General features: G+C 72.5%; 11 protein-coding genes. 5 read left to right on the top strand and 6 right to left on the bottom strand.

Features of this window, described 5'->3' with window-relative positions:
- Positions 1-67: 67 nt before the first annotated feature.
- On the bottom strand, positions 68-1033 hold the full coding sequence (locus tag AW270_RS14400) for an ArsR/SmtB family transcription factor (protein WP_061294799.1): 966 nt from the start codon (positions 1031-1033) through the stop codon (positions 68-70).
- A gap of 91 nt (positions 1034-1124) precedes the next feature.
- On the opposite strand from AW270_RS14400, the gene AW270_RS14395 reads away from it, so the two are divergent.
- The 4 genes from AW270_RS14395 to AW270_RS14380 are packed head-to-tail and all read left to right on the top strand — an operon-like array spanning position 1125 to position 7634.
- A complete protein-coding gene (locus AW270_RS14395) occupies positions 1125-2339 on the top strand; it encodes an MDR family MFS transporter (RefSeq protein ID WP_061294798.1) in 1215 nt (404 codons plus the stop codon).
- 27 nt (positions 2340-2366) lie between these two features.
- The gene (locus AW270_RS14390; RefSeq protein ID WP_063819201.1) at positions 2367-4361 is read left to right on the top strand and encodes a sensor histidine kinase; all 1995 of its coding nucleotides are present in this window, start codon (positions 2367-2369) and stop codon (positions 4359-4361) included.
- Between the two features lie 24 nt (positions 4362-4385).
- Positions 4386-5828, top strand: a complete 1443-nt coding sequence (locus AW270_RS14385) for a BTAD domain-containing putative transcriptional regulator (protein ID WP_061294796.1) — start codon at positions 4386-4388, stop codon at positions 5826-5828.
- Between the two features lie 57 nt (positions 5829-5885).
- Positions 5886-7634 carry an NAD+ synthase gene (locus AW270_RS14380; RefSeq protein ID WP_061294795.1) on the top strand — a complete coding sequence of 583 codons (1749 nt, stop codon included), beginning with the start codon at positions 5886-5888 and terminating at the stop codon, positions 7632-7634.
- A gap of 3 nt (positions 7635-7637) precedes the next feature.
- Here AW270_RS14380 and AW270_RS14375 read toward each other — a convergent pair whose 3' ends face one another.
- The 3 genes from AW270_RS14375 to AW270_RS14365 are packed head-to-tail and all read right to left on the bottom strand — an operon-like array spanning position 7638 to position 10081.
- Positions 7638-8510 (bottom strand): alpha/beta fold hydrolase, encoded by an 873-nt coding sequence (locus AW270_RS14375; RefSeq protein WP_061294794.1) that lies wholly within the window; start codon positions 8508-8510, stop codon positions 7638-7640.
- 6 nt (positions 8511-8516) lie between these two features.
- Positions 8517-8825: a hypothetical protein gene (locus AW270_RS14370; RefSeq protein ID WP_061294793.1), complete on the bottom strand. Its 309-nt coding sequence runs from the start codon at positions 8823-8825 to the stop codon at positions 8517-8519.
- A complete protein-coding gene (locus tag AW270_RS14365) occupies positions 8816-10081 on the bottom strand; it encodes an FUSC family protein (RefSeq protein WP_061294792.1) in 1266 nt (421 codons plus the stop codon). The genes AW270_RS14370 and AW270_RS14365 overlap by 10 nt, the downstream gene beginning before the upstream one ends.
- A gap of 200 nt (positions 10082-10281) precedes the next feature.
- Between AW270_RS14365 and AW270_RS14360 the strand changes: the two genes are divergently transcribed.
- A complete protein-coding gene (locus AW270_RS14360) occupies positions 10282-11664 on the top strand; it encodes a glycoside hydrolase family 43 protein (protein ID WP_061294791.1) in 1383 nt (460 codons plus the stop codon).
- Here the strand turns inward: AW270_RS14360 and AW270_RS14355 are convergent.
- Together AW270_RS14355 and AW270_RS14350 are read right to left on the bottom strand one after the other, a co-directional pair.
- Positions 11661-12263 (bottom strand): TetR/AcrR family transcriptional regulator, encoded by a 603-nt coding sequence (locus tag AW270_RS14355; protein ID WP_061294790.1) that lies wholly within the window; start codon positions 12261-12263, stop codon positions 11661-11663. The two genes, AW270_RS14360 and AW270_RS14355, sit on opposite strands and share 4 nt — an antisense overlap.
- Before the next feature lie 9 nt (positions 12264-12272).
- On the bottom strand, positions 12273-13829 hold the full coding sequence (locus AW270_RS14350; protein WP_061294789.1) for a DHA2 family efflux MFS transporter permease subunit: 1557 nt from the start codon (positions 13827-13829) through the stop codon (positions 12273-12275).
- Between the last annotated feature and the right edge of the window lie 9 nt (positions 13830-13838).

Below are 13838 nucleotides of genomic sequence, written 5' to 3'. Positions count from 1 at the left end.
CGCCGCTTCCGGCCCTCGCCGCACCCGGCGCCGACCGGCCGCGCGGAGCCCCGCCGCGACGGGCGGTCTAGGGCCGTCCCACCAGGGCGTCGCCGATCGGGGTCCGCTGGTAGAAGACTTCGCGTCCGAGGCGCTGCCGGGACACCAGGCCTCCGTCCGACAGGACGGTGAGGTGCTGCGAAACAGCCCCCGGCGTCAGTTCCATCACCCTGGCCAGCCCCGACGTCGACGCCGGGGTCTCCAGCGCGGTCAGGATGCGCGCCCGGGTCCGCCCGATCAGGGCCGACAGCGCGCCGGGCACCTCCTCGGGGCCGCGCGCCCACAGGTTCCCCGTCCCCCGGGCCGGATAGATCAGCATGGGCCGGTAGGGCTCGTGCACGATCGCGACCCGGTCGAGCCGCTGGAACACGCTCGGGAGCAGCACCAGCCCCGCGCCGCCGAGCTCGGCCAGGTGGATGCAGTCCTTGTGGGTGATCAGCCGGTCGCCGTGCCAGGTCACCGACGGGTGCAGCGCCGCGAACAGGTCGCTCACCCCGCCCTCGGTCAGCCGCCGCGACCGGTAGAGCACGTCGGCCTCCAGCACCCCGCGCACCTTCGGCCAGAACTCCGCGAAGACCAGGTTCCAGTACGCCTCCAGCGCGTCCCCCGTCCAGGCGAGCGCGCCGGCGGGATCCGCCGCGAACCGCGCGGCCACCCCGGCGCGGCGGGGCGCCGACCGGGCCACCTCGGACCGCGCCACCTCGGGGTCGGCGGCCCGGACGAGCGCGAGTTCGTCGGCGAAGTCGGGCTGGTGGGTGTCGGGCGTCGGGGTGAGGAAGTCGGGCAGGTATCCCGCCGCCGGCACCAGCCCGGTCAGCTCCTCCAGCCCGAGCGTGGCGAGCCGGTCGCGCACCTCCCGCAGCCATGGGAGCTGCGCCGGATGCAGCGCCGCCCCCTGGACCGCCCGGAGGCTGGCCACCACCTCCCACATCGGCGAGAAGGCGAACCGCAGCCGCGCCACGTCGCCCGGCGTGAACGACCACTCGACCGCCATGCTTGCCCTCCCCCGTCCGGTGACCAGGCAAGTTTTAGCACGGGCTAAAACGTTCGCGTCGGCCCGGACCGGCTCAGGAGGCTGGGGCACCATGACCGCGCCCCCCGTCGAACGCTCTCCCGTCCGTGGCTTCATCCACTCCCGCGTCGGCGGGCTGCCCAGGGAGTTCTGGGTCCTCTTCTCCGGCACCGCCGTCAACAAGCTCGGCACGATGGCCCAGCCGTTCATGGGGATCTACCTGACCCAGTCGCGGGGCGTCTCGGTCGCGGTCACCGGTCTGGTCCTGACCCTGTGGGGGTGCGGGTCGCTGCTGTCCCAGCCGGTCGCGGGCTTCCTGGCCGACCGGGTCGGCCGCCGGGCCACGCTCGCGGGCGGCATGCTGGCGACGGCGGCGACCATGCTCTTCCTCGGGTACGCCCACGACCTGACCGCCATCGCGGCCGGCATGTTCGTGCTGGGGCTGGTCGTGGACATCTACCGCCCGGCGTCGCAGGCGCTGCTGGCCGACGTGGTGTCGCCGCAGGACCGGCCGAGGGCCTACGGGCTGCTCTTCTGGGCGATCAACCTGGGGTTCTCGGTCGCCATGGTGGCCGGGGGAAGGCTCGCGTCGGGCGGGTTCCTGCTGCTGTTCTGGATCGACGCGGCCAGTTGCCTGGTCTTCGCCTACCTGGTCTGGCGGCTGATCCCGGAGACCCGCCCGCCCGCCTCGGAGCGGCTGCCGGGCGGCTACCGCGACGTGCTGCGCGACCGGACCATGGTCGCGTTCGTCCTGATGAACCTCGCGTACACGTGCACCTATCTGCAGGCGTTCCAGACGCTCGCCATCGCGATGACCCAGCGGGGGCTGCCGCCGGAGGCGTTCGGCGCGGCCATCGCGGTCAACGGCGCGCTGATCATCGTGGTGCAGCCGATCACCACGGCCTGGCTGACCCGGTTCAGCCCGAGCCTGGTGCTGGCGGCCGGGTTCGCCGTCGTAGGCGCCGGCTTCGGGCTCCAGGCCTTCGCGACCACGACCCTCCAGTACGCCCTGGCCGTCGTCGTCTGGACGTGCGGGGAGATCCTCACCGCCGGGATGCCCCTGGCGATCACCTCCGCGCTGGCCCCGCCGCACCTCCGGGGCCGCTACAACGGCCTTTACGGTCTGTCGTGGTCGGTCGGCGCGGCGGTCACCCCGATCCTCGGCACCCGCCTGCTCGAAGTGGGCCACGAGGCGCTCTGGCTGACCACGGCCGGGCTGGGCCTCGTGGCCGCGGCGGGGCAGCTCCTCCTCGCCCCGGCGATCCGGCACCGGACCAACACCCAATAGTCACAATTCCTCAATATCCTGCCCGAAATGAACGACAGAGGTCCGGGCCAGGCACTGGTGATAGCGGCCGTCGTCGGCGTGGTCTCGGTCGCCGCCGTCGGCGCCGCCGTGGCGATCCCCTACCGGCTTCCCGCGCATCTCCAGGAGGCCTTCCGGCCGACGCCCGACTTCACGGCCGGGGTCACGTTCCCGGCCCTGGGCGCCTACATCGCGGCCCGGCGCCCGCGCCTGCCGATCGGCTGGCTGATGATCGCCGGTGGGCTGTGCGAGGCGGCCAGCGTGCTGTTCTCCGCGCTCATGGTGCAGGCCGAGCACGGCGGCGACCTGGCCGCGGCGGGCGTGCTCCGGGTCGTGGGCGTCGCGGCGTGGTCGCTGGGCGGGGGGATCCTGGCGACGCTGGTGCCGCTGTTCGCCATCGGCGGGCGGCGGCCGTCCCGGGGATGGAGCCTGTTCGGGGTCCTCGCCGTGGTGGTCATCGCCGTCCAGACGGCGGTCCGGGTCGGCCGCCCCACCCCCGACGCGCCGGTGGCGGGCATGTCGGCAGTCATCCCCAACCCGCTGGAGTTCGTGCCGGGCGCGATCTACCGGCCGCTCGCGGACACGGTGTGGACCGTCGAGCAGGGGTGCATCCTGCTGGCGCTGGTCTCGATGGTGGTCCGGATGCGGGGAGCGGATCCCGAGACGCGCCGGGCGATCGCCTGGCCCGCGCTGACCTTCGCGGTCTACGTGGTCCTGGTCGTCACCGGCGACCCGGCCTTCTTCACCTTCCTGACGTTCTGGACCGCCCTGATCCCGGTGGCGATCACCTTCTCGGTGCTGCGGCACGGCCTGTTCGGCATCGACGACGTCCTCAGCCGGACCGTCGTCGTGGCGGGCACGATCGCCGGGGTGAGCGCCGTCTACTTCGGCACCGGCGCGGTCTTCAGCCTGCTGATGTCCGAGTACGACATCGTGGCCGGTCTGGCCGCCGCCCTGTTCGCGGGCGTCTTCTACCAGCCGCTGCGCCGCCTGCTCCAGCGCGGCATGGACCGGGTCCTCTACGGCCCGGTCGGCGACCCCCGGACGCTGACCGCCCGGCTCGTCGAGGAGGTCCGCAACGCCGACCCGTCGGAGGCGCTGGCCGCCGTGGTCGACGTGGTCCGCGACGGCCTGGCGGTCGGCGGCGCCCGGGTCGAGGTCGTCAACGGCCTGCGCGTCTCCTCCGGCGACGTCGGCGACGCCCCCAAGGAGCACCCGCTCGTCTGGCACGGCGAACCGGTCGGCCGCCTGCTCCTGGGCGCGCCCGGCACCCGCAGGTTCGGCGCCGCCCACGACGAACGCGTCATCGCCACCCTGCTGCCCTACGTCGCCGACGTCGCCCACGCCGTCCGGATGGCTGGCGACCTGCAACGCTCCAGGGAGCGCATCCTGGCGGCCCGCGAGGAGGAGCGCCGGCGGCTGCGCCGCGACCTGCACGACGGGCTCGGCCAGACCCTCGGCGCGATGGCGATGACGCTCAACATGGCCCGCCTCACCATGAAGGACTCCCCCGGCACCGCCGACCACCTGCTCCACGACCTGCGCACCGGCATGGACGCGGTGGCCGGCGACATCCGCGAGCTCGTCTACGGCCTGCGCCCGCCCGCCCTCGACGACCTGGGCCTGGCCGAGGCGATCCGGACCCTGGCCGCCGAGACCCTCGAACCGGGCACGGCCACCCACGTCTCGGCCGACGGCCCCCTGGACGACCTCCCGGCGGCGATCGAGGTGGCGGCCTACCGGATCGCGCAGGAGGCGCTGACCAACGTGCGCCGGCACGCCCACGCCCGGCGGGTGTCGATCTCGCTGGGACTGGACGCCGACCTGCTCACCCTCAAGATCGCCGACGACGGGATCGGGCTGCCCGAGGTGCGCCGGGCCGGGGTGGGCACCTCCTCGATGCGGGAGCGGGCGGCCGAGCTCGGCGGCTCGTGCGCGATCACCGCGCCCGACACCGGGGGCACCGTCGTGACCGCCCGCTTTCCGTTGACCGGCACCATGTGACGTTGCTCTACGCTTACCAGCACCATGGTGATACTTCGGGCCCTGGGGCCGTTCCAGGCTGTTTCCGACGGGCGGCCGCTCGATCTCGGAGGTCAGCGGCAGCAGGCCGTGCTGGCCAGGCTGCTGGTGGCGGGCGGGCGGGCGATCCCGGTCAGCACGCTGATCGACGAGCTGTGGCCGGGGCGGCCTCCCGTCCAGGCCCTGTCGACGATCCAGGGATACGTCTCGCGGCTGCGCCGGGCCCTGGAGCCCGGCCGCGCGCCCCGCGAGGAGGCCGGGGTGCTCGTGTCGGCCCCGCCCGGATACGCCCTGCGGGCCGAGATCGCCGACGTGGACGCCTGGCACTTCGAACACCTGGTGAAGCGCGACGACGGCGGCGACCTGGAGGCCACCCTCGCCCGGCTCGACACCGCGCTGGCGCTGTGGCGGGGCCCGGCGCTGGCCGAGTTCGGCGACCTGCCCTGGGCCCAGGCCGAGGCGCAGCGCCTCGACGACCTGCGGCTGATCGCGGTCGAGCGGCGGGCCGACGCGGCCGTCCGGCTGGGCCGCAGCGCTGCGCTCATCCCCGACCTGGAGGCGCACGCCTCCGCCCACCCGCTGCGCGAGGAGGCCTGGCGGCTGCTCGCGCTGGCCCTCTACCGGGCCGGGCGGCAGGCCGACGCGCTGGGGGCGCTGCGCCGGGCCCGCGACGTGCTCCGCGACGACCTCGGGCTCGACCTGGGGCCCGCGCTCCAGCGGCTGGAACAGGACATCCTCGGGCAGGCCGCCCACCTCGACGGCCCGGTCGCGGCGGCCCCGGCCACCACGGGGACGCGCCCGGCCGACGTGCTGCGGGTGGTCGTGGCCGACGACCAGGCCCTGGTCCGCACCGGCCTGAAGATGGTCCTCGACAGCGAGCCCGGCCTGGAGATGGTGGCCGAGGCGGAGAACGGCGAGCAGGCGATCCAGCAGGTCCAGTTGGTCAGGCCCGACGTCGTGCTGATGGACATCCAGATGCCGCGCCTCGACGGCCTGGCGGCGGCCCGCCGGATCCTGGCCGGGACCGACCCGCCGAAGGTGATCATGATGACCACCTTCGGCACCGACGACAACCTCTACTCCGCGCTGCGCGCGGGGGTCAGCGGGTTCGTGCTGAAGACCTCGGCCCCCGAGCAGCTCATCGCCGCGATCCGGGCCGCCGTGGCGGGCGACGCGCTGATCGACCCGGCCGTGACGACCCACCTCATCGCGGCCTTCGCGGGCCGCCACAACCCCGCCGCGCCCGGCGGGCTGAGCGACTCCGAGGTCGACCTGGTCCGGCTGATCGCGCGCGGCTTCACCAACCGCCAGATCGCCGTCACCCTGGCGGTCGAGGAGGCCGAGGTCGCCGCCGAGGTGGCCGGGCTGCTCAAGCGGCTCGACCTGATCGACCGGGCCCAGCTCGTCGTGCTGGCCTACGAGAGCGGGCTCGTCAGCCCCGGCGCCTGACCCGGGGTGCTTATCGTCACATTGATGAAAACCGGGGCGTCACCGTAGGGTGGGGGCGTGGCTCAGCTTCGCATCGCACTCGCCCAGACCAATCCCGTCGTCGGCGACCTCGCCGGGAACGCCGACCGGCTCATCGAATGGACCGGCCGGGCCCACGAGGGCGGCGCCCACCTGGTGGTCTTCACCGAGATGTTCCTGACCGGCTATCCGGTCGAGGATCTGGTCCTGCGCGCCTCGTTCGTCGAGGCGTCCATCGCGACCCTGGAGTCCGCCGCCCGCCGCCTCGCCGAGGCCGGGCACGGCGACCTCCCGGTCGTCGTCGGCTACGTCGACCGGGCCGACCTGGTCGCCCGGGTGGGCCAGCCGAAGGGCGCGCCGCTCGACGCCGCCGCGGTCCTCTACCAGGGCCGGGTGGTGGCCCGCACCGCCAAGCACCACCTGCCCAACTACGGCGTCTTCGACGAATACCGCTACTTCGTGCGCGGCGACCGGCTGCCGGTCTTCCGCCTCCACGGCGTCGACGTGGCCGTCGCGATCTGCGAGGACCTGTGGCAGGAGGGCGGCCCGGTGTCGGTCGCCGGAGCGGCCGGGGCGGGTCTGCTGGTGGTGCCTAACGCCTCGCCGTACGAGCGGGAGAAGGACGACGTGCGGCGCGACCTGTGCGTCCGGCGGGCGGCCGAGGCGGGCTGCGCGCTCGCCTACGCCAACCAGGTCGGCGGCCAGGACGAACTGGTCTTCGACGGCGACTCCCTCGTGGTGGCCGCCGACGGCACTCTGGTCGCCCGCGCGGGCCAGTTCACCGAGGAGCTGCTGTTCGCCGACCTCGACCTGCCGCTCGGCACGGGCGAGCCCGGCGAGGCCGTGCACGACGCCGGCGACGGCACCTCGATCACCGTCGAGCGGCTGGTCCTGTCGGAGGACCCGGTCGCCTTCGAGCCGCGCCCCGCCACGATCGCCGAACGGCTCGACGACCCCGCCGAGGTCTACGGCGCGCTCGTGCTCGGCGTGCGCGACTACGTGGAGAAGAACGGCTTCCGCTCGGTCATCCTCGGCCTGTCGGGCGGCATCGACTCGGCCCTGACCGCCACGATCGCCGCCGACGCCATCGGCCCCGACCGGGTCCACGTGGTGCTGATGCCCTCGCGCTACAGCTCCGACCACTCGATCGCCGACGCCGAGGAGCTGGTCCGCCGCCAGGGCCTCCACTCGCGGATCGCGCCGATCGCCGACGTGGTGGCCGCGTTCGAGAAGGAGATCGAGCTGTCCGGCCTGGCGGCCGAGAACCTCCAGGCCCGCGTCCGCGGCATGTTCCTGATGTCGCTGTCGAACCAGCACGGCCACCTGGTCCTCACCACCGGCAACAAGAGCGAGCTCGCCGCGGGCTACTCGACCCTCTACGGCGACTCGGCGGGCGGCTTCGCGCCGATCAAGGACGTGCCCAAGACCCTGGTCTGGGAGCTGTCGCGCTGGCGCAACACCCAGTCCGACCCGCCGCCGATCCCGGAGAACTCGATCACCAAGGAGCCCAGCGCCGAGCTGCGCCCCGGCCAGAAGGACACCGACTCCCTCCCCGAGTACGAGGTGCTCGACCGCCTGCTCGACGACTACGTCGAGAAGGACATGGGCCGCGACGCCCTGATCGCCGCCGGGCACGACCCGGAACTGGTGCTGCGGGTCATCCGGCTGGTCGACTTCGCCGAGTACAAGCGGCGGCAGTACCCGCCGGGCCCCAAGATCAGCCCGAAGAACTTCGGCCGCGACCGCCGCCTGCCGATCACGAACAAGTGGCGCGAGATGCCGTCGTAGCGGTTACCGGTACACAGCGCGCCAGGCCTCGCGCAGGAAGACGTTCAGCTCCGCCGGCGCGTCCTCCGCGATGTGGTGGCCGCTCTCGGCCGCCCTTCCGGTCACCTCGGCGTCGGACCAGTCCCGCCAGATCCCGGCGATGTCCGGATAGAGCTCGGGCAGGTCGCTCCGCGAACCCCACACGACGAGCACCGGGCACCGCACCCGCCGCCCGGCCGCCCGGTCGTCGTCGTCGTGGCGGCGGTCGATGCCGAGCCCGGCCCGGTAGTCCTCGCACATGGCGTGGACGGTCCGGGGATCGCCCAGGGCGCGCTGGAGGTCCTCCCACGATTCCAGGCCCATCTCGTCGGGGCCGTCCTGGTACCAGAGGCTGAGGTTGTTGCCGATGACGGTCTCCGGGCCGGGGGCCGGCTGGGCGCGGAAGAACCAGTGCCACCATCGCGTCGCGAACTCCGCGTCACACCGGGCCAGCGCCTCACCGATGGGGACGACGTCGAGGGCGGTCAGGTGGGCGACCGCCTCCGGATGGTCCATGGCCAGCCGGAACGCCACGTATCCGCCGCGATCGTGGCCGACGACGCGGAAGGTCTCGTGCCCGAGCCTCCTCATCAGCTCCAGGCAGTCGGCGGCCATGGCGCGCTTGGAGTAGGGCTCGTGGTCGGGGGTGGTCTCCGGTTTGGACGACTGGCCGTATCCCCTCAGGTCCGGGCAGACGACGGTGTGGTCGCCGGCCAGCAGCGGGGCCAGCCGGTGCCAGGTCGTGTGGGTGCGGGGATGACCGTGCACGAGCAGCACGGCCGGGCCCGATCCTCCGTGGCGCACCCGGAGGGTCGCCCCGGCCAGCTCGACGTGTTCGAGGGTGAAGTCACCGAACACGGGGGGTCACCTTCCCAGGGCGCCGACCAGGTCCCCCTCGTCGACGTGGTGCCTGACCGCCTCGACCAGCCTCTTCAGTGTGGCGCCGAACTCCGGCCGGTCGGGGTCGGCCGCCATGAGGGCGGCCCGGAGCTCCTCGGTCTCGTGGTGTTCCCCGGCGCCGTGGCGCTCCTCGGCGCGGGCGTGCGCGACGAACCTGGCGGCCAGCTCCGCGACCAGCACGGGGCGGTTCTCCGGCTCCCGCCTGAGCTTCTCGAAGATCATCTCGACGCCGCGGCGGTCGGTCATGATCAGGTCGATGACGTTCAGCGGCATGTCTCTCCCCAGGGGGCGGGCGGTCCGGTGGACGCGCTCCTACCCTCCGCCGTCTCGCCAAACGCGAAGGACCCTGCGATCGTCCCCGGGGCCGTCACCTCGTCCTCGTCGCCGGCGGGGTCGTCCAGCAGGGTGATGATCCGCTGGGCGTCGGTGAGCAGGCTGCCGGTGACCGCCCATCCGGCCGGCCGGTCGATCCGGCCGCTCCGGATGCCGGCGCTCCACTGCTCGTGGATGCGTACCGCCTGGCTCTGGGCGCGGGCCAGCAGGTCCCGGATCCTCCCCGGGTCGCCGGGATGGCGGGCGCGGGCGGACAGGGCGTCGCTGAGCAGGTCCAGCAGGTCCGCGTAGTCACGGGCGAAGCCCTCGTCGAGATCGTCGGGGCCGGGCTGGGAGGCGTGGTCGAGGTGGGCCAGCGCGTGGACGATCGCGGCGACGTGCACCCGGACGCCGTTCATGATCGACAGTTGCGAGCGGTGGTCGCCCCCGGACGGGACGACGAGACGGCGGAGGTTGTAACGACGGCTCTCGGCGCTGACGGCGACCTCGGCCTCCGCCTTGGCCAGGCGTTTCTCCAGCCGATCGGCCTGGGTGTGCCAGTCGTCCAGGCCGGACAGGTCCCAGCCCTCGCGCAGGCCCTGCGCGACCTCGGCCAGCAGGTCGGCGGCGTGCTCGGCCAGGCGCCGGACGGCGACGCCGGGGCGGTGCCGGTACAGCGGCGGCCACAGCAGGGAGTTGACGGCGGCTCCGCACAGCGCGCCCATGGCGGTGGCGACGGTGTAGGCGAGCAGGTACCGCTCTTGGGAGGCGGCCCCGAAGGAGAGCATGAGCACCGAGGTGGTGGCCACGTCGGAGCCGTGCCGGCCCATCCGCCTCCAGCGCGCCGTGATCAGCGCGGGCGGGATGACCAGGACGAGGCTGAGCGCGGTCAGGCCGAGCAGATGACCGATGCTGCCGGCCAGGATGACCCCCGCGGCGACCGCGACGACCCGGCGCAGCCCGTTGGTCAGGGTCTGGTAGACGGTGGCGTGCACCATGATCACGGCGGTGGCCGGGGCGATCCAGATGGTCTCGTGCGGCAGCAGCAGGCTGGCCAGGAACCACGCGGCGACCGCGGCGAAGGTGGCCTTGGCGATCTGGCGGGCCTGTAACCGCTGCTCGGAGTGCCTGACGCGTAATCCGTCGAGGTTCCCGCGAAGGTAGGTGAGCTCGCTTCGCGCCGTTCGCGCGAACCGTTGACGCCACGAACGGCTCATGAAGTGACATCTCCGGATAGATCACTGGGGCCCGGCATCCCTGCCCAGGCGACGGGTCCATGAACGTTTCACCGGGCGGGACCCGCGCGGTGAAGTCCTGCCTGGGCCGGGGCCGGACGGCGGCGTCCTTCCGTTAACGCCGGTCGGGCGGACCCTCATGTTAGCGATAACATCCCGTTGAGCTGGAAGGACGCTCCCCCGTGACCCTCAGCCGCAGGCAGTTCGGAAAGGCCACCCTGACCACAGCCGCACTCACCGCCGCCGGGGTGGCCGGTTTCCCCCGCGCCGCGTGGGCGGCCAACACCGCCTACGTCTTCGCCTACTTCACCGAGACCCCCAACCAGTCGGCCTCCAGCTACGGCCTGCACCTGGCGGTCAGCCGCGACGGCCTCAACTGGTCGCCCCTCAACCAGAACAACCCCGTCGCCACCCCCACCGCCGGTGAGCTGGGCCTGCGCGACCCGCAGGTCTACCGCAAGGCCGACGGCACGTTCGTGGTGGTCGCCACCGACCTCAGGGGCACCAATTTCAGCTCGGTCAGCCAGTACCTGCACGTCTGGGACTCGGTCAACCTGACCAGCCTCACGAACTACCGCCGCCTGCGGATGCACACCACCGGCGGCCACACCTGGGCCCCGACCGTCTTCCGCGACAACTCCCGGGGGCAGTACGGCATCGTCTACTCGTACAACACCGGAGGCCGGGACATCCTCGCGGTCAACTACACGAGCGACTTCCAGACGGTGAGCGCGCAGCAGCCGTTCTTCAGCCCGAGCTTCAACGTGCTCGACGGAGACATCGTCGTCGACGGCGGCACGACGTACCTCTACTACAAGAACCTCAATGACGGGCTGCTCTACGGCGCGCGGTCCTCGACCGGCCAGCCGAACTCCTTCACCACCTACACGAGCGGGCTGCGCCAGGGCAGCTCCATCGAGGCGCCGCTGCTGCTGAAAACCAACGAGGGCGGCTGGCGGCTGTGGGGCGACTCCTTCAGCCCCGTCAACAACGACTACTACCTGTGGACGTCGTCGAACATCGGCGGCAACGCCTGGTCGGTGGCCAATCAGCGGGACTACACGCCGCCGCTGAACGCCAAGCACGGCTCGATCGCCGGCATCACCGACGCCGAATACGGCGCGCTGGTCTCCCGGTGGGGGCTGCCGAGCTGGGTCAGGCTGAAGTCGTACAACTTCCCCGACCGCTTCGTCCGGCACGCCAACCTGGCCGGCCGCATCGACGCCTATCCGTTCGACCCCCACCAGGACCAGCTGTGGCGGCTGGCGCCGGGCCTGGCCGACCCGTCGGGGGTGTCGTTCGAGTCGGTGAACCGGCCCGGCAACTACCTGCGGCACTACGCCTACGCGATGCGGCTCGACCCGAACGACGGCACGGCGACGTTCCGGGCCGACGCCACCTTCCACCGCGTGGCCGGGCTGGCCGACGGCTCCTGGTCGTCGTTCCGGTCGTACAACTTCCCGGACCGGCACCTGCGGCACTACGACTACCTGCTGCGCATCGACCCGATCAGCTCGTCGTCGAGCGCGACCGACCGGCAGGACGCGACCTTCCGGGTGGTCTAACCCGCCCGGAAGCCGCGCAGCGCCTCGTCGACCAGGCGCTCGGGGAGGTCGTCGGGGACCGGGTAGCCCGGCCCCGACATCTTGGTGTGGAACAGCATCGCGCCCACCAGCATCGACATGGCCACCTCGACGTCGAGGTCGGCCCGCAGCTCGCCGGTGGCGACGCCGCGCCGCAGGACCTCGCGGAAGGCCTCGCGGCGCGGCTCGATGACCAGCTCCCGGAACCTCCGGTAGAGGTCGGGGAAGCGGTCGGCCTCGTTGAGCGCGATGTTGGTGATGCACCGGTTCCGCAGCTCGCTCGACTCCGACCGCATCACACCCAGGTAGGTGACCAGGTCGGCCCGGACGCCGCCGCCGCCGGGCTCCGGCATGGGCAGCCGGAGCGTGGCGAGCGAGTCGACCACCAGGTCTTCCTTGTTCGACCAGCGCCGGTAGATCGTCGTCTTGCCGACCCCGGCGCGCGTGGCGACCGCCTCGATCGACAGCTCCGACACCGTGACACCCTCGCCGATCATGTCGAGGGTTGCGTCGACGATCGCCTTCTCGGCGCGCTCACTGCGGGGGCGCCCCCGGGCCGCGGATTCCTGAATGGTCGTCATGGTAGATCGTCACCCTACTGCGCTCTCGGCCTTGACCAGGTCGGGGCTGGCGACGGGGGCCGACTTGCCCGGCATCCACCGCGCCACCACGAGCACCCCGATCAGCGTCATCAGCGCCGCGCCGCCCGACGCCCAGTGGACGCCCGTGACGAACGCCTCGTTGGCGGTGCGCAGCAGCGTCGCGCCCTGCGGCCCGAGCGCCTCGGCGACCCCGGCGGCGCCGGCGATCGACTCGCGGACGGCGTGGCCGACCTCGCCGGGCAGCGCGGAGGCCGGGCCCTCCATGTCGTTGCGGAAGCTGGCCGACAGGATGGCGCCCAGCACGGCGATGCCGAGGCAGGAGCCGACCTGGCGGAACACGTTGCTCATCGAGGAGCCGACGCCGGCCTTCTCGCGCGGCAGCGCGTTCATGATGGCCGTGGTCGCGGGCGGCATGATGTTGGCCATCGCGGCGCCCTGCACGAACCCGAGCACCAGCAGGATCCAGATCGGGGTGTCGACCTGCACGAAGATGTAGGCGGCCAGGACCAGCGTGATCACCGCCATCGCGACGGTGCCGACGGCGCGGGCGCCGTACTTCTCGACCATGGCGGCGCTGCGCGGCGAGAAGAGCAGCTGCGCCGCCGCGAACGGCAGCACCAGCGCGCCCGACTGGAGCGGGGAGTAGCCACGCACGATCTGCCAGTAGAAGGCCATGAAGAACATGACGCCGATGGCGGAGAAGAACACCAGGCCGACCGTGGCGATGGCGGTGGAGAAGGCCGGGTTGCGGAAGTGGCGGACGTCGAAGGCGGGGTGGTCGGAGCGGTACTCGTACCAGACGAACCCCGCGAGGATCGCCACGCCGACCGCGACCGGCACGATGACGGTCACGTCGGCGACGGTGCCGAGGTCGCTGATCCGGACGATGCCGTAGACGAGCGAGACCAGGCCGAGGATCGACAGCAGCACGCCGACCGGGTCGAGCTTGGCCTTGTGGGGGTCCTTCGAGTCGGGCACCAGGACGGCGTTGAGCACCAGCCCGATGAGCACGATCGGCACGTTGACCAGGAAGACCGAGCCCCACCAGAAGTGCTCCAGCAGCAGGCCGCCGGTGATCGGGCCGATGGCGACGGCGATGCCGACCCCGGCCGCCCAGACGCCGATGGCCTTGGCCCGCTCGTGGAAGGGGAAGACGTTGGAGATGATCGCCAGCGTGGCCGGCATGATCGCCGCGCCCCCGACGCCCATGAGGGCCCGAGCGGCGATCAGCTGGTTGGGGTCCTGCGCGTAGGCGCTGACCACGGAGGCGACGAGGAACAGCGCCATTCCGGCCATCAGCATGCGCTTGCGGCCGAGGCGGTCGCCGAGCACGCCGAAGGTGAACAGCAGGCCGGCGAACGCCAGGGTGTAGGAGTTCATGGCCCATTCGAGCTCGCTCTGGGTGGCGCCCAGACCGTGAACGGGATCGGCGATCGTCTTGATCGCCACGTTCAGGATGGTCTGGTCGAGCACCACCGCGAGCAGGGAGAACACCATCACGCCGAGGATCTGCCAGCGGCGCGGGTGTCCCGAGTGTGCATCCACGGATGCCCC

It is taken from the genome of Herbidospora cretacea, from assembly GCF_001570605.1.
GTDB lineage: Bacteria > Actinomycetota > Actinomycetes > Streptosporangiales > Streptosporangiaceae > Herbidospora > Herbidospora cretacea.
Note: the sequence above shows the minus strand (reverse complement) of the source record. Positions and strands in the feature narration are given on the sequence as shown.

What these genes read in the sequence shown, in the direction of transcription:
- AW270_RS14400 (WP_061294799.1), bottom strand. Translation starts at nt 1,033, where the DNA reads ATGGCGGTCGAGTGGTCGTTCACGCCGGGCGACGTGGCGCGGCTGCGG.
- AW270_RS14395 (WP_061294798.1), top strand. Translation starts at nt 1,125, where the DNA reads ATGACCGCGCCCCCCGTCGAACGCTCTCCCGTCCGTGGCTTCATCCAC.
- AW270_RS14365 (WP_061294792.1), bottom strand. Translation starts at nt 10,081, where the DNA reads ATGAGCCGTTCGTGGCGTCAACGGTTCGCGCGAACGGCGCGAAGCGAG.
- AW270_RS14390 (WP_063819201.1), top strand. Translation starts at nt 2,367, where the DNA reads ATGAACGACAGAGGTCCGGGCCAGGCACTGGTGATAGCGGCCGTCGTC.
- AW270_RS14355 (WP_061294790.1), bottom strand. Translation starts at nt 12,263, where the DNA reads ATGACGACCATTCAGGAATCCGCGGCCCGGGGGCGCCCCCGCAGTGAG.
- AW270_RS14385 (WP_061294796.1), top strand. Translation starts at nt 4,386, where the DNA reads ATGGTGATACTTCGGGCCCTGGGGCCGTTCCAGGCTGTTTCCGACGGG.
- AW270_RS14370 (WP_061294793.1), bottom strand. Translation starts at nt 8,825, where the DNA reads ATGCCGCTGAACGTCATCGACCTGATCATGACCGACCGCCGCGGCGTC.